At 72.6% G+C, this 19,433-nt stretch carries 13 protein-coding genes; 6 read left to right on the top strand and 7 right to left on the bottom strand.

The window, feature by feature from the left end:
* Window positions 1–2: 2 nt before the first annotated feature.
* From ACFYUV_RS40085 to ACFYUV_RS40075, 3 genes are all read right to left on the bottom strand, one after another.
* Window positions 3–1,250, bottom strand: coding sequence for a sugar ABC transporter substrate-binding protein (locus ACFYUV_RS40085; protein WP_364336591.1), 1,248 nt, complete (start codon window positions 1,248–1,250; stop codon window positions 3–5).
* Between the two features lie 69 nt (window positions 1,251–1,319).
* Window positions 1,320–3,692, bottom strand: coding sequence for a phosphatidylserine/phosphatidylglycerophosphate/cardiolipin synthase family protein (locus tag ACFYUV_RS40080; RefSeq protein ID WP_387678606.1), 2,373 nt, complete (start codon window positions 3,690–3,692; stop codon window positions 1,320–1,322).
* Window positions 3,689–5,398 carry a beta-N-acetylhexosaminidase gene (locus tag ACFYUV_RS40075; RefSeq protein WP_387678603.1) on the bottom strand — a complete coding sequence of 570 codons (1,710 nt, stop codon included), beginning with the start codon at window positions 5,396–5,398 and terminating at the stop codon, window positions 3,689–3,691. The genes ACFYUV_RS40080 and ACFYUV_RS40075 overlap by 4 nt, the downstream gene beginning before the upstream one ends.
* 131 nt (window positions 5,399–5,529) lie before the next feature.
* Between ACFYUV_RS40075 and ACFYUV_RS40070 the strand changes: the two genes are divergently transcribed.
* The 3 genes from ACFYUV_RS40070 to ACFYUV_RS40060 are packed head-to-tail and all read left to right on the top strand — an operon-like array spanning window position 5,530 to window position 8,458.
* Window positions 5,530–6,705, top strand: coding sequence for an ROK family protein (locus ACFYUV_RS40070; RefSeq protein ID WP_358295041.1), 1,176 nt, complete (start codon window positions 5,530–5,532; stop codon window positions 6,703–6,705).
* Window positions 6,706–6,753: 48 nt separating this feature from the next.
* Window positions 6,754–7,212, top strand: coding sequence for a MarR family winged helix-turn-helix transcriptional regulator (locus ACFYUV_RS40065; protein ID WP_387678599.1), 459 nt, complete (start codon window positions 6,754–6,756; stop codon window positions 7,210–7,212).
* 13 nt (window positions 7,213–7,225) lie between these two features.
* Complete coding sequence (locus ACFYUV_RS40060; RefSeq protein WP_387678596.1) at window positions 7,226–8,458, top strand: epoxide hydrolase family protein; 1,233 nt, start codon at window positions 7,226–7,228, stop codon at window positions 8,456–8,458.
* 179 nt (window positions 8,459–8,637) lie between these two features.
* Here ACFYUV_RS40060 and ACFYUV_RS40055 read toward each other — a convergent pair whose 3' ends face one another.
* Both ACFYUV_RS40055 and ACFYUV_RS40050 read right to left on the bottom strand, forming a co-directional pair.
* The gene (locus tag ACFYUV_RS40055) at window positions 8,638–9,537 is read right to left on the bottom strand and encodes an aminoglycoside phosphotransferase family protein (RefSeq protein WP_387678594.1); all 900 of its coding nucleotides are present in this window, start codon (window positions 9,535–9,537) and stop codon (window positions 8,638–8,640) included.
* A 179-nt stretch (window positions 9,538–9,716) separates the two neighbouring features.
* Complete coding sequence (locus ACFYUV_RS40050) at window positions 9,717–10,940, bottom strand: oxygenase MpaB family protein (protein WP_387678592.1); 1,224 nt, start codon at window positions 10,938–10,940, stop codon at window positions 9,717–9,719.
* A 265-nt stretch (window positions 10,941–11,205) separates the two neighbouring features.
* Between ACFYUV_RS40050 and ACFYUV_RS40045 the strand changes: the two genes are divergently transcribed.
* Entirely contained in the window at window positions 11,206–11,877 is a 672-nt protein-coding gene (locus ACFYUV_RS40045) for a TetR/AcrR family transcriptional regulator (RefSeq protein WP_387678590.1), read from the top strand.
* 17 nt (window positions 11,878–11,894) lie between these two features.
* Here the strand turns inward: ACFYUV_RS40045 and ACFYUV_RS40040 are convergent, their stop codons facing one another.
* The gene (locus ACFYUV_RS40040) at window positions 11,895–12,335 is read right to left on the bottom strand and encodes a hypothetical protein (RefSeq protein WP_387678588.1); all 441 of its coding nucleotides are present in this window, start codon (window positions 12,333–12,335) and stop codon (window positions 11,895–11,897) included.
* A 305-nt stretch (window positions 12,336–12,640) separates the two neighbouring features.
* Between ACFYUV_RS40040 and ACFYUV_RS40035 the strand changes: the two genes are divergently transcribed.
* The gene (locus ACFYUV_RS40035; protein WP_387678585.1) at window positions 12,641–15,823 is read left to right on the top strand and encodes an amidohydrolase family protein; all 3,183 of its coding nucleotides are present in this window, start codon (window positions 12,641–12,643) and stop codon (window positions 15,821–15,823) included.
* 159 nt (window positions 15,824–15,982) lie between these two features.
* Window positions 15,983–17,533 carry an alpha/beta hydrolase gene (locus tag ACFYUV_RS40030; RefSeq protein ID WP_387678583.1) on the top strand — a complete coding sequence of 517 codons (1,551 nt, stop codon included), beginning with the start codon at window positions 15,983–15,985 and terminating at the stop codon, window positions 17,531–17,533.
* A gap of 80 nt (window positions 17,534–17,613) precedes the next feature.
* Here the strand turns inward: ACFYUV_RS40030 and ACFYUV_RS40025 are convergent, their stop codons facing one another.
* Window positions 17,614–19,299, bottom strand: a complete 1,686-nt coding sequence (locus ACFYUV_RS40025; protein WP_387678580.1) for a tetratricopeptide repeat protein — start codon at window positions 19,297–19,299, stop codon at window positions 17,614–17,616.
* Between the last annotated feature and the right edge of the window lie 134 nt (window positions 19,300–19,433).

Genomic DNA, 19,433 nt, shown 5'->3' with positions numbered 1-19,433 from the left:
GGCTACTCCTTGGCCAGGATCTCGTTCATCTGCGCGGCGATCTCCTTGGCCGCCTCCGCGGTCGGCCGCTTGCCCGCCCACGCCTCGGCCAGGAGCTTGTTCTGCACGTCCTGCCACTTGGCGGTGTTGAGCGAGACGGGGTACGGCACGCCGTTCGGGATCGAGGCGTCGAAGGTCTCCTTCAGGTGGTAGTCCGGGAAGGCGGCGAACCAGCCGTCCTGGGTGCCGGCCCGCGAGGAGACCGAGGCGCCGCCGGAGTCGCTGAGGATCTTCTCGGCCTCGTCGGAGGACAGGAACGTGGCGAACTGCGCGGCCTCGGCCGGGTGCTCGCTCTTGGCCGAGACGGAGTTGGCCAGGCCGAGCAGGATGACGGCCTCCTGCGCCGGCCCCTTGGGCAGGGGCGCCACGTCGACCTTGCCGCCGCGCTCGGTGTTGGTCTTGAACGTGCTGGCCAGCCACGAGCCGCCGTAGTACATGGCGTACTTGCCGGTCATGAACAGCTGCACGGGGCTGGTGTCGGTGGTCGCCTGGGCGGGCGGGGCCACCTTGTCCTTGTTGATCATGTCGGTCCAGAACTCCAGGCCCTGGATGGAGCCGGGCTCGTCGAAGCCCGACTTCTTGCCGTCGGCGGAGATGACGTGGCCGCCGGCCTGGATCATCGTGGGGTAGAAGCCGCCCTGGTCCCACAGGGGGGCCAGCAGGCCGTACTGCTTCTTGGCCGGGTCGGTCAGCTTCTTGGCGGCGGCCTTGAGGTCGTCCCAGGTCCAGTCGGCGGTCGGGTAGGCGACGCCGCCCTTGTCGAACAGCTCCTTGTCGTACCAGAGCACGGGGACGCCGACGTCGCGCGGCATGCCGTACAGCTTGCCGTCGTAGCGGTAGCCGTCCACGATGGCCTGCGGGAAGGCGCTGACGTCGGCGTTCTCGAAGGGGGCGATGACGCCGCCCTTGGCGTACATGCGCACGTTGAGGCTGTTCATCCAGAAGACGTCGGGGGCCGCGCCGCCGGTGGCCGCGGTCTGGAGCTTGGTCCAGTACTGGTCCCACGGGGTGATCTCAAGCTTGACGGTGACGTCGGGGTGCTGCTTCTGGAAGGCGTCGATGATCTTCTGGGTGCTGGGCTGGTCGTTCTTCTCCCAGATCGCGTAGCTGATCGTGACTTTTCCTGGCTTGGTGGCGGTGGTGTCGGAGCCGGAGCCACAACCGGCCAGTGTCATCGCCAGGGCGGCGGCGAGTGCCATACGCAGGCGCACGGGCAGTTCCTTTTCTCTAGAAGGCGTGGGGGATGGTGATCAGGGTCTCGGTCGCGGCGGGCGGCGGGCTCAGAGTCCGGTGTTGGTGAAGCCGGTCCTGGCCACGACGTCGCCGTATCCGTTGGCGTCGAAGTCCTCGACGTAGAAGAGGTGGAACCCGCTGCCGTCGGCGGCGACGGCGGTGCCCGACTGGTCGCCGGCGGTGTTCGGGTTCATGCGCTCGCAGGGGAAGCGGCCGGTCGTCGTCCCGTCGGCGTTGAACCCGCGGGCGTACACCTCGTGGGAGCGGCCGGCGTTCCACAGGTCGGACTCGGTCCAGCCGACCACGAACCGCCCGGTGTCGTCGACGGCCACGGACGGCGACCCCTGGACGGCGCACCGGTAGGTCTGGTCCATCTTTCCGCAGAGCGGCGGGTACTCCTTGCCGCCGTCGGAGGGCGTGTTCGGCGCGTACCTGCCGAACGCGACGGGGAGCTCCGCGAACCTCTGTCCCAGGGCAGGCGTCAGGCCGCGCGTCCGCACCCGCCAGACGGTCGTCACGTCGCCGCCGGTGACCGCCACGTTGTCGCTCCAGGCCACGACGCTGTCGCCGCCGGGGGTCGTCGCCACGGCGGGGGCCAGGTGCTGGGTGGCGGCGTTGGTGTTGATCCGGGTGGCGGCGGCGACGGTCGCGCCGGTCGCCGAGATCCGCCTGCCGTACACGTCGGGCGCCTGCTGCCAGACCACGGTCGCGGTGCCCGCGCCGTCGACGGCCACGTCGGGCCGGTCGCCCGTGCCCACCTGGAGCGGCGCGAAGGAACGGGCGGTCAGCGAGGCGTAGCCGGCCGCGCGGACGGTCCCGGTCGGCCCGTCCTCCCAGGCCACCGTGAACCCGCCGGCGCCGCGGACCGCGATCCTCGGCCGGGTCTGGTCGCCGCTCCACTGCGGGTCGTTGGCCCAGATCGTCGCGCTCAGCGTGCCCGACGGCGACAGCCTGCGCACCGCGATGTTGTGCTCGCCCCGGCAGTCGCCGTCCTCGGCCCAGGCGACGTAGGCGTTGCCCGCGTCGTCGACGCCGGCCGACGGCTGCACGTGGTTCCAGCCGGCGGCGCAGCCGACGCCGCCCATCGAGACCTTGACGGGGCCGGTCACCGGCTGCCCGCCGCGGTAGATGCGCGCGTAGACCTCGGCGCCCTCCACCGAGGCGCGGTCGCGGTCGTCCTCCCAGGCCACGGCCGTGTAGCCGGACCGCATGGCGGCGGCCCTGGGCGCGCGCTGGTCGTCGGGGCCGTTGGCGGTCATCTGGAGTCCGGCCCCGGGGAAGGCCCTGGGGACGATCTTGACGACCTCGTCCTTCATGGCGGCGAAGTCGGCGTCGTACGCCGCGTAGACGGCCGGGTCGTCGACGCGGACGAAGGAGTCGTCCGAGGCGGTCAGGGAGCCGCCGTTGAGATTGTGGGAGCCGGTGTAGACGTAGCTGCGCCGCGCGCCGCCCGCCGCCGCCGACGGCCCGTCCACCAGGATGATCTTGGAGTGGACGCTGTCCGGCGCGCAGGTGTCGCCGATCGGGTAGTGGCAGCCGCCGGGCCGGAAGGTGTGCACCACGATCCCGCCCTTGGCCAGCTCGGCGGCGGTCGCGGCCGTCTGGTTGCCCTCGGCCACGAGCACCTGGACGTCGCAGCCCTGCTGCTTCTTGGCCTTGAGCTCGGCGATGACCAGCGGCCGGTCCGTGGCGAACTGCGACTGCACCACGCGGATCGAGCCGGGGCAGCCCACGTCCCGGATCATGGCCGCGACCAGGTCGGCGCTGCCGTAGGCGCTCTGGTCGTAGGCGGTGTCGCGGGGCTCCATCCAGACCGTGACCTTGCCGCTGGTGGCGGTGAACGGCGCCCGCCAGGAGGTGCGCACCTGGGAGACCAGCGTGTCGAACACCTGCCGGTAGCCGTCGGCCAGCGCGGCGTCGCCCGAGCTGATCAGCATGTTCTGGTGCAGGCCGGTGTCGGGGGCGAGGTTCTGCGAGCTCTGCACGACCACGTCGGTCCTGCCGTCCGTGAGCCGGCTGAACACGAGGAACTTGTGGTGGCTGATGTCGGTGTCCGGCCCGTTGCAGCCCCTGTCGCAGAGCGTGACGGGCACGCCGGCCGCGGCCAGCTCGTCCAGGAGCGCGTTGTGCCCCGATCCCTCGGACACCACCCGCACGTCCACCCCCCGGGCGTGCGCCGCCACCAGCGCGTCCTTGACGGCCTTGATCTCCAGCACGAAGGTCGCCACGCGCAGCGTGGAGTCCGGGGCGGCCAGCCCGATCAGCTCCAGCACCTTCGCGGGCAGGGGGTCGGCGAGCGTGCCGTCCACGCTCGGCCTGCTGAAGTACGCCGACAGCTCCGGAGCCGCCGCCTGGGCCGGGGTGACCAGCCCGAGCAAGCAGGACAGGCCGACGAGGACGACGGACAGACGCTTGATCATGCTCGCTTCCCTTCGCTGAGGTTCCGCCGCAGGCCGCGGGTCCAGGCCGCCACCTCGGCCTCGGTCTCCGCCCGCTCCTTGGGCCGGCCGCGGACGTCCGGCCGGGTCTGCCACGGCTCGGGGCCGGTCTCCTTGCGGTACTCCACGCCCAGCGCGGCCAGCCGGCGCTCGTGGTGGCGCAACCGCGCCAGGAAGTCGTCGAAGTCGCCGCCGGCGGGGCTCCACACGACCTCGGCGAAGGCCGACAGCCGCGGGAAGGCCATGTAGTCGAGCCCGCGGGGCGAGTCGATGTGCTCGGTCCAGAGGTTGGCCTGCGCGCCGAGGACCCGGGCGGCCTCGGCCTCGGTCAGTTCCGGTGGCACCGGCTCGAAGCCGTGGACGTCGCGCAGCGAGATCACGTTGCCGATCGGGACCGGCTCGTCGGGCCGGTCGGACTGCCGGAAGTCCAGGTAGAGCTCGGTGAAGGGGCAGGTGACCACGTCGTGCCCGGCCCGCGCCGCCGCGACCGCGCCGTACGTCCCGCGCCAGGACGCCACCGTCGCCCCCGGCGGCAGGCCGCCCTCGATGATCTCGTCCCAGCCGAGCAGGCGACGGCCGCGCGCCGCCAGGTGGTCGGAGAACTGGCCGATGAACCAGCTCTGCAGCTCCTCCTCGTCGCGCAGGCCGAGCTCGGCGATGCGGCGCTGGGCCGACGGGCTCTGCCGCCACTGCTCCTTGGGGCACTCGTCGCCGCCCACGCAGACGTACTCGCCGGGGAAGATCTCCATGACCTGGTCGAGCACGTCCCGGTAGAAGGCGAGCGTGGCGTCCTCGACGTTGAGCACGTTGGGCGAGACGCCCCACCCGGTGGCGACCTCCAGCCGTTCGTCGAGGTTGCCCAGCTCCGGATAGGCCGCGATGGCCGCCTGCGAGTGGCCGGGCAGCTCGATCTCCGGCACCACGGTGACGAACCGGTCGGCCGCGTACGAGACGATCTCGCGCAGGTCGTCCTGGGTGTAGAAGCCGCCGTGCGGGCGGCCGTCGAACACGCCGTGCCGGCGGTCGCCGAGCGGGCTCTCCCTGCGCCAGGCGCCGACCTCGGTGAGCTTCGGATACCCCTTGACCTCCAGCCGCCAGCCCTGGTCGTCGGTGAGGTGCAGATGCAGCACGTTGAGCTTGTGGGCGGCCAGCAGGTCGATGTACCGCAGCAGGTCGGGCTTCGGCAGGAAGTGCCTGGCCACGTCGATCAGGCAGCCGCGCCACCGGAAGCGCGGCCGGTCGGCGACGGTGACCGGGGCGAGCAGCCAGTCCTGCTCGCCGACCGCGCCCCTGCGGAAGGCCGCGGGCGGGAGGAGCTGGCGCAGGGTCTGCGCGCCGTAGAACGCCCCGGCCGCGTCGCCCGCCTCGACGCGCACCCCGTCGGGACGCACGGTCAGGCGGTAACCCTCCGGGCCGAGCCCGGCGGTCAGGGCGAACTCGATCGCCCCCGGCCCCGGCGCTCCGGCGGGCAGCGGCAGGCCGGTCGCGGGCGACAACGCGGCCCGCAGCCAGCCCTCCACCCGCGACAGGCCGGGAGGAGCGGCGATCACTGTGGTCGCGGTGAGGGCGAAGGGTTCCCCGCCGTCTGGGGTCACATGGACGGGTCGTGGCAGCAGCAAGACAGGTCCCTGGGGGGTTCGGGGGCGGGATCGTCGGTCGGTGACAGGGCGGGCGGCGGGTCGTAGCATGGCGCTCGGCTTCCGGTCGCCGCGAGCCGCCCGCGGCCATGCCCGTGATCTGGCCTCTTTTTTCTGGGTGAGCGCCTCGATCAGGATTTATGATGGAGCTCACCATTAAGATTCGTCAAGAAGGGTCATCAGTGACGCTCTCCGTGACCGGCGGCGACCTCCAGCGGCTCCGGCGGCTCAACGCGCTCGCCGCGCTCTCGGCCCTGCGCGCCGGCGGGCCGGCGACGCTGACCCAGCTCGCCGAGCGCGCCGACCTGGCCAGGGCCACCATCAAGGTGGTGGTCAAGGACCTCATGGAGCTGGGCTGGGTGGTCCAGATGGATCCGAGCGGCGGCGAGAAGGGCAGGCCCGCGCGCCGCTACCGGTTCCACGCGGAGACGGGCCGGGTGCTCGGCCTCGACATAGGGGCGCACAAGGTGCTCGCGGTCGTGGCCGACCTCGACGGCAACGTCCTGCACACCACGCGCGAGCCGGTCACTCCCGAGCAGCCGCGCGGCGAGCGGCTGGCCGCCGTCGACCGGGCCATCGACGGCTGCCTGACCGGCTCGGGCACCGCCGCCGCCGACGTCTGGCTCGCGGTCGCGGGCAGCACGGGCTACGTCGACCTGCAGGGGCGCGTCGTGCTCTCGCGGGCCATCCAGGACTGGTCGGACGTGCCGCTGGCCGACCACCTCGGCGACCGGCTGCGCTGCCCCGTCCTGGTGGAGAACGACAGCAGGCTCGCCGCGCTGGCCGAGTGCCGCAGGGGCATCGCCCGCGACGCGCGGAACCTGATCTTCCTGCACGTCGGACGCCGGGCCGGCGCCGCCGTCGTGCTCGACGGGGTCCCCCTGCGCGGCAGCGGCGGCGCCGCCGGGGAGATCGGCGTGCATCCGCTGTTCAACCTCGGTCACGTGGGCGAGCTGCTGCAGGCCGTCCCGTCGGTCGAGCCTGGCACGCCGCCGGAGGCGGTCGCGGGGGCGGTGTTCGAGGCCGCCAGGCAGGGTGACGTCGAGGCGCGCCGGGCTGTCCTGCGCTACGTCAAGGTGCTCGCGCTGGCCACCACCGCGATGGCCCTCACCGTCGATCCCGACCTGGTGGTGCTCGGCGGGGGGTTCTCGCGCTCGGCCGACGTGCTCATGGAGCCGCTGCGGATCGAGCTGGAGACGATGTGCCTGCGCACGCCCGAGCTGCGGGCCTCCGTGCTCGGCGACGAGTGCGTGGCCATCGGGGCCGTGTGCCACGGCGTCGAGCATCTGGCCAAGGTGCTCTTCGACCCGGAGATCGACCTGTCGGTCGCGGCGCCTCCGTCGTCATTAATGGTGTAGCTCACCGAATGTAGTGCATTTACATCGAACTTCGATATAAATGGGCGCGTGGCATCCTCTCAGGCGGACCCCGGCCCCGATCTCGACCTCGACGCGCTCGTCGGCGCGATCGAGGACTTCAACGCGCACTTCATCCGGCTGCCCTCGGTGCGGCGGCTCAGCTTCTCGACCCTGTCCGTGCTGCACACGCTGGCGGGCAAGGGTCCGATGCGGCTCACCGACCTGACGGCGACGGAACAGCTCAAGCAGCCCGCGCTCACCAGCCTGGTCGCCCGGCTCGAACGGGACGGGCTGGTCGCGCGCCGCCCCGACCCGCGCGACGGCCGCGCCGTCCTGCTGAGCCTCACCGAGGAGGGCAGGGACATCGTCCGCTCCCGGCGCGCCGACCGGGTGGCGCGGGTCGCCCGCCTGGTGGCGCACCTGAGCGAGGACGAGCGCGCGGAGCTGGCCCGGTACGCGGGCGTCCTCGGCCGCCTGACCGAGATCGCCGCGCGTGTCGAAGACTAGGAGGACGGTTCCCTTGACTCGCTCGACTCCCTTCCCGTTGCGCCCCGAACCGCTGCACGTACCGGACGAAGTGCTCGACGACCTGCGCCGCAGGCTCACCATGACCCGATGGGCGCCGTCCGCCGGGAACGACGACGGCTTCTACGGCGTGCGCGGCGAGTACCTGCGCCAGCTGGTCGCCTACTGGGCCGACGGCTTCGACTGGCGGGCGGCGGAACGGGCGATCAACGCCTACGAGCACTACGGGGTGGACGTCGGCGGCGTGCCGGTGCACTTCATGCGCAGGCCCGGCGTCGGCCCCGCCCCCGTGCCGCTGATCCTCAGCCACGGCTGGCCCTGGACGTTCTGGCACTGGTCGAAGGTCATCGACCCGCTCGCCGACCCCGGCGCCCACGGCGGGGATCCGGCGGAGGCGTTCGACGTGATCGTGCCCTCACTGCCGGGTTTCGGGTTCTCGGCCCCGCTGGACGGCCGGCCGGACATGAACTTCTGGAAGATCGCCGACGTGTGGCACGAGCTGATGACCGGCGTCCTCGGCCATGACCGGTACGCCGCCGCCGGATGCGACGTCGGGGCGCTGGTCACCGGGCAGCTCGGCCACAAGTACGCCGACGAGCTGTACGCGATCCACATCGGCTCGGCGCAGAAGCTCACCTTCTTCAACGGCGACCGCGCCTGGGACCTGAGCGGCGGCATGCCCATCCCGGAGGGCCTGCCCGCCGACGTGCACGCCCGGTTCGTCGAGCTGGACCGGCGGTTCGCGGTGCATCTGGCGGCGCACATGCTCGCGCCGTCCACGCTCGGCCACGGCCTGGCCGACTCCCCCGCCGGCATGCTGGCCTGGATCCTGGAACGCTGGACGAAGTGGTCCGACAACCACGGCGACGTCGAGAACGTCTTCACCAAGGACGACCTGCTCACCCACGCGACGATCTTCTGGGCGGGAAACACGATCGACAGCTCGATCCGCACCTACGCCAACAACAACCGCTACCCCTGGACGCCGTCGCACGACCGGTGGCCGGTCGTCGAGGCGCCCACGGGCATCACATTCGTCGACTTCGAGAACCCGCCCGGCGTCACGACCGGCGACCAGCGGATCCGCGGCTTCCTCGACGGCGACCGGGCCGCCTGGTACAACCACGCCGGCATCACCTGCCACGCTCGCGGCGGGCACTTCATCCCATGGGAGATCCCCGACGAATGGGTCGCAGACCTCCGCCGCACCTTCCGCCCCCACCGCTGACGCGCCCTTCCCGCTGATCCCGCCGAATCCGACGACCGGCCCGGCCCGGACCTGGCCGGACCGGCGTCTCGGTGGGGCGTGATCAGGGTTTTCCTTCGGTCGCGGATGAGTCGTTCGTAGAACATGTGGTCCGCAGGACGGTTTTCTTACATCCCGGTTCGTATTTCCGGCGAACCGGGCTAGCCGGCGAGGGCCTGGGTGATCTGCCGGGTGGTCTGCGCGGCGACCCTCGGGCTGACCGCGGCGTAGGCGGTGTACGCGTTCAGGCCGGTGGCCAGGGCCCAGCCGCGGCCCCGGGTCCAGGTGGCCTCGTCCACGCCGAGCGCGGCGCGGAAGGCGGCCCGGCTGCCGGCCGACATCAGGGTGAAGGCGATCATCAGGTCGGCGGCCGGGTCGCCGATGCCGAGCCCGCCGAAGTCGATGACCGCGCTGACGCGGCCGCCGACGGTCAGCACGTTGCCGGTGTGGAAGTCGCCGTGGAACCAGACCGGCGCGCGGTCCCAGCCGGGGGCGCTCATGGCCGCGTCCCACAGCCCGGTCATGGCGGCGCGGTCGAACACGCCGCCGAGCGCCGCGATGGCGGCCCGCGTCGCGCGATCCCGGCCCGCCAGCGGCTGCTGGGCGAGGTCGGGACGGGTCTGCAGGGACGGGACGGACTCGGGCGCGAACCGCTGCAGCGCGACCAGGAACTCCGCCAGCCTCTCGGCGGCCACGGACGAGCCGGCCAGCGTCTCGACGGTGGCCACCTCGCCCGCCAGCCAGCGGGACACCGCCCACCGCCACGGATAGCCGAAGCCGGGCTCGCCCACTTCCACCGGCACCGGTACGGCCAGCGGCAGCCTCGGCGCGAGCCTGGGCAGCCACTCGTGTTCCTTGTCGGCCTGCCCGACGGCGTCGGCGTGGCGGGGCAGCCGGACGGACAATTCGTCGCCCAGCCGGTAGATCACGTGGTCGGAGCCCGCCGGGTCGAGCAGCCGCAGCGGCAACGCGGCCCACTGCGGGAACTGCGTGTCGACCAGCCTCCTGACCAGGGCGGCGTCGATCGTGGGGCGGACGGGCGCGGTTCCCGGGACTGCCAAGGACGACTCCAGTGACGGGCCCGCACCGTGCGGCGGGCGGCCGGACCATCACAGTGCACCGCGAGCCCGCGTGTCGACCCGATTATCGAAGACCCGCGGCGGGCCCGTGGGGCAGGTTGCGCCTGCCCCACGGGTGTCGCCCGCGTCCGGTACGCGTTCCCAGGGCGGAGCCGCCGGGGTCAGCCGGGGCGGTTGCCGGTCGGAATCACGATCTTGGTCTGCGCGCCCTTGGTCAGGTAGAACGTGGTCCACTTCTTGATCATCTCGTCGAGCAGCCAGGCCGCGGCCGGCACCAGCGGCAGCCCGATCACCCCTTCCCTGAACGCCACCAGCAGCGGCCAGGCGGTCCTGACGACCGGGTCCCACAGCGGCTCGCGCGGGATGCCGTTCCAGTCGGCCGCCTGGTTGCCGGTGAGATACCTGGAGAACGCGTTGACCAGCGGCTTGTCGATGCTGCCCGGACTGGTCAGCTCCGCGAGCATGTCGCGCAGGATGTCGTTCAGCTCCACGCCCTCCGGCGTCGGCCCCATGTTCCTGGGCAGGACGATGTCCGACTGGGCGTAGGAGGTGTCCCAGGTGGCGGGGATGAACTCGTCCCTGATGCCGAGCATGTGCGCCAGCAGCTGCAACGAGTGCAGGTACGCCGCGGACTCGGCAGCGGAGATGCGCACCTTCCACTCGCGCATCCCGCGCATGGAGTAGGTCGCCAGGGTGTGCCACGTGACCAGCATGTCCTCCTGGCTGATCGGGATGGGCCCCGGCCAGTGGGGGGACGACTTGAGCAGGTGCCGCACGGCCGCGTGCACCAGCCGGGTCTTGACGGCCTCGACCACGGCCGTCCCGCCGGGCCCCCAGGCGTTCTGGGGCCTGACCGCGTACGCCAGGACGTTCGTCTTGGCGACCCGGTCCTTCAGGTCGGCGCCGCCCGCGGAGTAGTAGACCGCGCGGGCCTCCTTGGGGATGGCGGTGGCCAGCATGCCGGCCCCGACGATGGTGAGCACGACGATGTAGTTGCCCTTGAGCGCGTGGAACCGCGACGCGGCGTCCAGCTTGCCCTGGTCGGCCCAGGACGGGAGCTGCCGCGCCTGCTCGATGAAGGCCCGCAGGTCGGCCGGCAGCCCGGCGGGCAGCGGCTGGTCGTTGCGGTTCCAGTCGTAGAGCAGCCGGTTGACCTCGGGGATGACCCCGCGGTCGAACAGCGAGGCGAGGAGCGGGTCGGCGACGTCGTCCCACACCCAGCGAGGGTCGGCGCCGGTGCCGGAGCCCGCGACCGAGCCGGCGGCCGGCCACTCCCAGCCGTCGGCGAGGGCCTTGGCCTGGGCCGGGGAGGTGATCCCCAGCGCGCCGAGGGCTCCCAGTGCGGTGCCCGAGATCAGTATCTCGCGCCTGCTCAGCTCTGCCATGCTCTGCACTCCTTCGAGATGGGGGTCCCGCTCAGGGCAGTCTCGATCGGCTCGCCGGAGATCCACCGAACAGGGAGCGCGTGTCGGCGCCGTCGCCGGAATCACGCCTGCTGAGTTCTCCCACGCCGCTTCCTCCTTCTCGCCCGGGGCCGAGAAGTGGGTGATACTGAGAAACAAACCATGAGTCTGTGTATCATCATGAGAGCACGTTGTGATGGACATCACAAGACCCGCCCCTGAGGCAGAATCGATCCAGGAGGTGATCGTGGAATCCGTGCTGTCCGGCTTCATGGCGCCGTCGGGCTCGGAGTCGTTGCTGGAGCGCGCCTTCGTCGACGCCGTCGAACGCGTCGGCGACCCCGACGAGCTGCGGACGCGCATCCTCGACGCGGCCTACGAGCAGTTCTGCCGGATGGGCATCAGGCGCTCCACCATGGAGGACGTCGCGCGCCTGGCCAAGGTGTCACGGATCACCGTCTACCGGCGCTTCGACACCAAGGACACGCTGGTCGAGCACGTGGTGCGCCGGGAGTTCCGCCGCTACTTCGACCGGTTCCTCATCGACATCGAGCAGGCGCACACGCCGGCCGACCGGGTGGTCCTCGGCTTCGTCAGCTCGTTGCGGGCCATCCGCGGCAACCCGCTGATCGGCGGTCTCATCGCCACCGAGCCCGATCTGCTCGTGCCGTCCCTGATGACCGACGGCGGCCAGACCCTCGCCACGGTGCGGCAGTTCGTCGCCGGCCAGCTCCGCCGGGAGCAGCGCGCGGGCAACGTGTCCGACGGCCTCGACGCCGATCTCGTCGCGGAGATGATGGTGCGCATCTCCACCTCCTTCCTGGCGATCCCCAGCGCCGTCATCGACCTCGACGACGACGGGCAACTCGCCGAGGTGGCCAGGCGCTTCCTGGTGCCCATGCTCCAGCCGCCCGCCTGACCCGCGGGGCCCGGGCCTCACTTCCCGCCGGCGAAGGCGGCGCGCAGCGCGGCGCCGCGGGCGATGACGGCGACGCCGGCCAGGGGCAGCGCCGACAGGCCCTGGAGCACGGCGTACCAGGCCGGGCAGAGTCCGGGGATCAGGTCCACGCCGATGATCGCGATCGGCATGACGGTGGACAGGGTGCGCACCCGGTCGAACGCCTTGTACGACCCCTCCGCGGCGCGGACGGTCATCCGGTGGATCAGCGCAGCCATCGCGACCAGCACGACCCCCCGGACCCACATGAAACCGGACGCCTCGCCGCCGGTGAACGCCATCACCGCGACCACGCCGAGCACGATGACACCGACGGCCCCGAAGAGCGTGACGCACTTCCTCACCGTGGCGAGGGCCTCCTGGGCACGGGCGTCGCCGAGGGCCGTCGTCGCGGTCGGGGTATCGCCGGTGTTCGCCATGATCTGTCTCCTCCGTGTCGTTGTGGCAGCGAGCCTAGGAAGCACCCGCCGGGCCGGAACATGGGGTTGGCCGTACGGGTGGGTGGGGCTGGCCCCACTTCTGCCGGCGATCCCGTCCCGCCCGTCCCTCTTGACTTATTCTTTTGACCGACATATCTACTTTCCTGAAGGCATTTTCCAGCCACGAAACATTGGCCGATCAGATGAACTCCGAGGCGATTAGGCAATTCGTCTGGGACCATGAATCGCGCGTCGTCGTGTTCAGCCTTTCGCCGACCATCTGAACAGTGGAATGGAAATTCGCGATGTCTCACGCACCGGTTCCCTCCGACGTCTCCGCCGCCCCGTCCGGATCGATGTCAGGGCCGTCCCGGCGGGCCGTCCTGGCCGGTGGCGGCGCCGCGCTCGCCGCCGCGCTGGCCCCGGCCGCACCGGCGCGGGCCCGCGTGGCGCGGGACGCCGGCCGGACGGCCGTCACCTCCGGCACCGACTTCGCCGTCGCGCCCTCGCCCGACGGCCGCCTGCTCGCCCTCGACCTGCTCGGCGTGCTGTGGGTCTGCTCGGCCTCCGGCGGCGCCGCCCGCAGGCTCACCAGCGACCTGTACGACATCGCCCAGCCCGACTGGTCCCCCGACGGCGAGACGATCGTGTTCCAGTCGTACCGCGACGGCGTCTTCGACCTGTGGACGATCCGGCCCGACGGATCCGCGATCAGGAAGCTGACCACCGGCCCGTACGACCACCGCGAGCCCCGCCACAGCCCCGACGGCCGCACCATCGCCTACTCCTCCGACGCGGGCGGCAGCTACGGCATCCACCTGCTCGACGTCGCCACCGGCGCGAGCCGCGTCCTGACCGACGGCTCCGCCGAGGAGTACGAGCCGGCCTGGTCGCCCGACGGAAGCAAGATCGCCTTCGTCGTCGCCGACACCAGGATCGACGTCGTCGAGGTCGCCACCGGCACGCGCGCCACCGCGGTCACGGTGCCCGCCGGGCAGGTCGTCCATCAGCCGTCCTGGCTGCCGAACGGCGCCGACCTCGCCTACCACCACTTCCACTCGGGCGCCAACGACCTGGCCGGCACCGCGGGCGCGCTCGTCACCGGCGAGGAGGTGTTCCCGTTCCGCGCCCGGTTCGCCCCGGACGGACGCTATTACTACACCTCCGCCGGCACCATCAAGGTCCGCCGCCTCGGCTCCCCCACCGCCGGCACGGTCGGCTTCACCGCCGCGCTGACGACGACCACTCCGAAGTACCGGAAAAAGGTCCGGGTATTCGACCGGCCGGGATCGTTCCCGGTCGTCGGAATCGGCAGCCCGGCCGTTTCGCCGGACGGCTCACTCGTCGCCTTCCGCGCGCTCAACGACATCTATCTCATGCGCGCCGGCGGCACCCCGGAACCGCTTTTCCGGGACCGCTGGTGGAAAGCCGACCCGGATTTCTCCCCCGACGGGCGGCGGCTGGCATTCGTCACCGACCGCACCGGCACGCTCAACGTCTGGGTCCGCGAGCTGGACACCGGCGCCGACCGGCAGGTGACCCGGCTGACCGACTCCGCCGCTCTGTCGGTCCGCTGGTCGCCGGACGGCAGCGAGATCGCCTACCTGGACCAGGACGGCGCCCTGTGGGTCGTGGAGGTCTCCACCGGCGACCGCCAGAAGATCTACGACGCGACCTTCGAGCCGGGCCGCCCGACGTGGTCCCCCGACGGCAGGACGCTGGCGATGGCCGCGGTGGTGCCGTACTCGCGGCGCTACCGGGAGGGGCTGTCCAAGATCCTGCTCGTGGACCGGGCCACCGGCGCCGGCACGTACGTCGACCCCGCGCCCCACCGGTCCCTGCAGACCCGCGGCGACGACGGCCCCGTCTGGTCGCCCGACGGCACGATGCTCGCCTTCGCCATGGAGTCGCTCCTGTGGGTGCTGCCCGTCGACCGGACCGGCCGGCCCACCGGCGCGGCCCGTCAGGTCACCCGGGAGGTCTCCGACGCCCCCGTCTGGGCCGGCGACTCGGCCACCCTCCTCTACCTGAACGAGGGACGTCTCAAGCGGGCGAGCCTCGACGGGAGGCCCGCGCGGCCGGTCCCGGTGCGGCTGACCTGGCGCAACGACCCCGGCCCCGACCAGGTCGTCATTCACGCGGGCCGCATGTGGGACGGCGTCTCCGGCCGCGTCGTCCGTGACGTCGACATCGTCGTGCGGGGCCAGCGCATCGCCGCGATCGAGCCGCACCGGGACGGACGGCCCGGCGACCTGATCGACGCCCGCGACAGGTTCGTCATGCCCGGCCTGATCGACATCCACCACCACCGCGAGATGCAGGGCTACGCCTACGGGTCGCGGCAGGGCCCGCTGTGGCTGGCGCTGGGCGTCACCACCACCCGTTCGCCGGGCTCGCCCGCGTACCACATGGTCGAGGAACGGGAGTCGGTGCAGTCGGGCGCCCGGCTCGCGCCGCGCTACCTGGGCACCGGCGAGGCCATCGACGGGGCGCGCATCTATTACAACTTCATGCGCCCGACGTACTCGCACGAGCAGCTGCGGCTCGAACTGCGGCGGGCCGCCGCCCTCGACTACGACCTGCTGAAGTGCTACGTGCGGCTGCCGGTCGTCTGGCACCGGGAGGTCATCGACTGGGCCCACCGCCAGGGCAAGCCGGTCAGCTCGCACTACCACTACCCGGCGATCGCCATGGGCGGCGACCAGACCGAGCACGTCGGCGCCACCAACCGGTTCGGCTACTCGCGCACCGTCACGAACGTCGGCTCGGCCTACTCCGACGTCATCTCCATGTTCAACGCCTCGAAGATGGCCAGGACCCCGACCCTGTTCGCCTCCTCGACCCTGTACCGGGAGGACACCTCGCTGGTCACCGACGAACGGGTGCGCCGGCTCTACCCGAACTGGCGGATGGCCGCGCTCCGGGCGACGGTCACCGCGGCGCAGACCGCCGACCCGGCGGCGGTCCAGGTGGTCCGGACGAACCTCGCCAACCAGGTCGCGCAGCTCGCGGCGATGATCCGCGGCGGCGGCGTGATCACCGCCGGCACCGACGCGCCGATCGACCACCTCGGGCTCAGCCTGCACATGAACTTGCGGGCCATGGTCCGGTACGGCCTGACCCCGCGCGAGACGCTCACCACCGCGACCAGCACGTCCGGGGCCTACCTGGGCCTCCCGCTGGGCCGGATCGCCACGGGCATGTACGCCGACCTGGCCATCGTCGACGGCGACCCGCTGTCCCGCATCGAGGACGCGGCCAACGTCACCGCCGTCGTCGTCGGCGGCAGGCACCACACCGTCGAGCAGCTTCTCGCGCCCTACCCGTCCGCTACCACCACCGCCACCGACCAGGCGGCGTCCGTGGCGGCCGCGCCCTCCGGGCGGGTCAAGGCCCGCGTCCCCGTCCATCCGAGCACGGCGGGCCACTGGTGGAACGACCCCGCCCACCTCGCCGAAGCCCGCACCGCCTGCTGCGACGGCCACTGAACCAGCCCCGGCCGCTCATGTCCGCGTGCGGGTCAGGCTGTCCGGAGCAGGACGTCGGAATGGCCGTACGGCCGATCTTGGTCGGCCGTTCGGCTGATCAAGGTCGATCGCGCGGCCCCCTAGCGTCGGTGCCGACATCATCAGAAAAGGGGGCTTTCTGTGCGTGCACGAAGGATCGTCACAGCCGTCGCCGCGAGCGCGACCCTGATGGCGGGGATGGCGGTCACCGGCCAGGCGTCGGCGGACGTCAGGCGGGACAGCGGGACCGACGCCCTGGCGGGGTTCCACCGCCAGGCGCTCGCCTGGCACCGCTGCTCAACCGGTCCGGCCGACGACGCCGGCGCGGCTCTGGACGCGGCGGGCGCCCAGTGCGCCGAGGTGACCGTTCCGCTGGACTACCGCAGGCCCCGGGGGCGGACCGTGTCGGTGACGATCTCACGGATCAAGGCGGCCGATCCCGGCGCGCGCCGGGGCGTCCTGCTGATCAATCCCGGCGGTCCGGGCGGGAGCGGGCTGCGACAGCCGCTGCTCGGCAGGCTCATGCCCGCCGTCGCGGCCCGTTACGACCTGATCGGGATGGATCCGCGCTTCGTCGGCCGCAGCACGCCGATCCGCTGCCGGTGGACGACCGACACCCCCACCCGGTCGGCCGGCCCGACCCGCCGCACGTTCGGCGAGAGCGCCACGCTCATGCAGGAGCTGGCCGCCGGATGCGTCCAGGGCAACCGTGACCTGCTGCCGCACGCCTCCACCCGCAACACCGCCCGCGACATGGACGTCATCCGCGCCGCGCTCGGCGAGCCCAGACTGTCCTACCTCGGCTACTCCTACGGCACCTACCTGGGCGCCGTCTACGCGCAGCTGTTCGGCGGCCGCGCCGACCGGTTCGTGCTGGACAGCGCGGTGGACCCGGACGTCTACGGCCCCGACCTGCTGTCCGCGACCGGCCCGGCGATCGACGCCGCGCTGAGGCACTGGGCCTCCTGGGCCGCCGCCCGCGACGCCGAGTACGGCCTGGGCGCCACCGAGGCCGACGTCCTGGCCACCGTGGAGCGGGTGAACCGGGCCGCGTCGCGTCGTCCGCTGCGCGTCGGCGGGTACCGGATCGACGCCCACCACGTCCCCTACCTGCTGTTCATCCGCCTCTACGACGACAGCGCCAAGGCGTACGCGAGCTTCGCCGCGGAGGTGCGGACGCTGGACCGCGCCGCCCGCGGCGACGCGGTCACCGTCCCGGCGTCGTTGAAGGAGACGCTCGACGGCCTGTTCACCGGGTCGGGGTCGGCCGAGGACCGGGCGGGCACCCCGATCCTCTGCGCCGACCGGGCCGCCTCCCGCGACCTGGAGTCCTACTACCGCGACATCCAGGCCCACCGCGCGGACGAGCCGCTGTTCGGGCCGATGACCCGCAACCTCGGGCCCTGCTCCTTCTGGCCGGTCGCGCCGGTGGAGGCGCCCACCGCGCTCGGCAACGACGTCCCGCTGCTGGTCGTCGGGGCCGAGGGCGACCCCGTCACCCCCTTCCCCGGCCAGCGGTCCATGCACCGGGCGCTGACCGGCTCACGCATGATCACCCTGCGCGGCGCCTACCGCCACGGCGCCTACCTCGCCGCGGGCGACGCCTGCGTGAACGCCACCGTCGACCGGTACCTGGTGGACGGCGTCCTGCCCGCCGAGGACACCACCTGCGACGGGACCGGCCGGGGATGAACCCGGCCGCGGATCGACAGGCGGGACCGGCCGGGGGAACCCCGGCCGCGGATCGATCGGCGGGCTGACCCCGCCGGAGGTCAGCCGGAGCGGGCGCGCCGGCAGCGGTCCAGCTCGGCGCGCAGGTCGCGGCGGAGCGCCCGGTCCAGGCCCGGCTGGGCGAGCGCGTCGGTGAAGTCGCGGGCCGCCTCCTCCCAGCGGCCGAGCCGGGCCAGCGCGGTGCCCCGGTTGTAGCGCGGCTCGGGCGCGGGCGACAGGGCCACCGCCCGGTCCAGGTCGGCCACGGCGGCGGTCACCTCACCGCGTTCGAAGCGGACGGCGGCGCGATTGGTCCACGCCTCGACCAGCGTCTCGTCGCCCTCCAGAGCCTGGGTGAACAGGTCCTCGGCCGGTTCGCCGCGCTCGGAGCGGATCAGGCCGAGCGTGCACAGCAGCGCGGGGTCCTTGGGGGCCAGTTCGAGGCCGGCCAGCGCGTCCCGTTCGGCGGCGTCGAGCGCGCCGCGCTCCAGGTGGGCGTTGACCAGGGCGATCCGGGCGTCCAGGTGGCCGGGGTCGATGGCGAGCGCGTGCTCCAGGTCCTCGCGGGCCCGGTCGTCGCGGCCGCGTTCCAGGTGCAGCACGGCGCGGTTGTAGTAGGCCTCGGGCAGGTGCGGCCCCAGGCTGATGGCGGTGCCGTAGTCCTTGATCGCGGCTTGGACGCGACCGGCCGCCCGGTGCAGGGCGGCCCGGTCCACGTAGTACTCGCTGTTGTCCGGGTCGTGGGCGATCACGCTGTCCAGGTCGGCCAGGGCCCGCTCCGGGTCGCCGAGCGCCAGGTGCACCTGGGCGCGGTTGTGCCGCAGGCGGGCCAGGTGCTGCGGGTGCTCGCCCGGCGCGAGCACCGCGGTCAGCCTGGCCAGCCCGTCGTCGACCAGCCGCAGCGCCCGGTCGGGCGCGCCCGACTTGGCGTCCAGCAACGCCAGGCCCTGCTCGTAGAAGACGGTGGAGATCACCCGGTGACGCGGGTCGTCCAGGCTCTGCGCCAGGTCGAGCGCCTGTTCCAGCCAGTGCCGGGCCTGCGCGGGGTCCTGGCGGGCGGCCGGGAGGTGGCGGGCGTACAACATGGCGGTGGCGTACGCGGCGGACATGTTGATCTTCGGGTCGCCGGTGGCGGCGCGGGCCTCGTCGTAGAGATCGAGCGCCTCCTCGGCGCGCTCCAGCGCCGCCAGCGCGGTGGCCAGGCCGGTGCTGCAGGCCCACCATTGCCGCAGGTCGCCGTCCGGGGTGACGAGGGCGCGTCCGTGGGCGGCGACGCGGGCCGCGTGGTGGTAGAAGCCGCGGGCCAGGCCGTCGCCGAGGGCGGCGCGGACGGCGTCCGGGGCCGTGGGCAGCGGCGGCGGCTCGGCGGGACCGTCGGCACGCAGGTCCAGGCGCAGCGGGGTGGCGGCGGTCCGCGGGACCAGGACGTCCAGCAGCTCGGCGGTGGTCTCGTCGGCGTTCGCGACGTGGTCGAAGGTGACGGTGACCGGGCGGCGGAGGGTGCCGGCCCAGGCGGCGGCGAACTCGGCGGCGCCGTACGCCAGGCAGGCGGTGCGGCGGGCGGGGTGGAACCTGATCGGCTCCTCCTCGGCGGCCGGTCGCGCCGTACGGTCGAGCCAGGGGGCGATCGCGTACAGCTCGACCCGATGACGGGCGGCCAGGCGGGGACGCTCGGCGGCGATCGTGGCGAGGAATCCGGCGACCCCGGCATAGGGCCCGTGGCCGCGATGGCAGTCGTAGCGGTTCACGGCCGCACCGGGAACCGCAGGGGCGGGCACCCGAGAGCGCCCGCCGTCTCGGCACCTACCAGCACCACTCGATCCAGAGCCGGCGGGCCCCGGCCATCAGGCGCTGCGTGCTCTTGCGGCGGATGGTCATCTTC

The organism is Nonomuraea sp. NPDC003560, from assembly GCF_042878785.1.
Lineage (GTDB): Bacteria > Actinomycetota > Actinomycetes > Streptosporangiales > Streptosporangiaceae > Nonomuraea.
The sequence above is the reverse complement of the archived record's forward strand: the minus strand, read 5'-3'. Positions and strand labels throughout refer to the sequence as shown.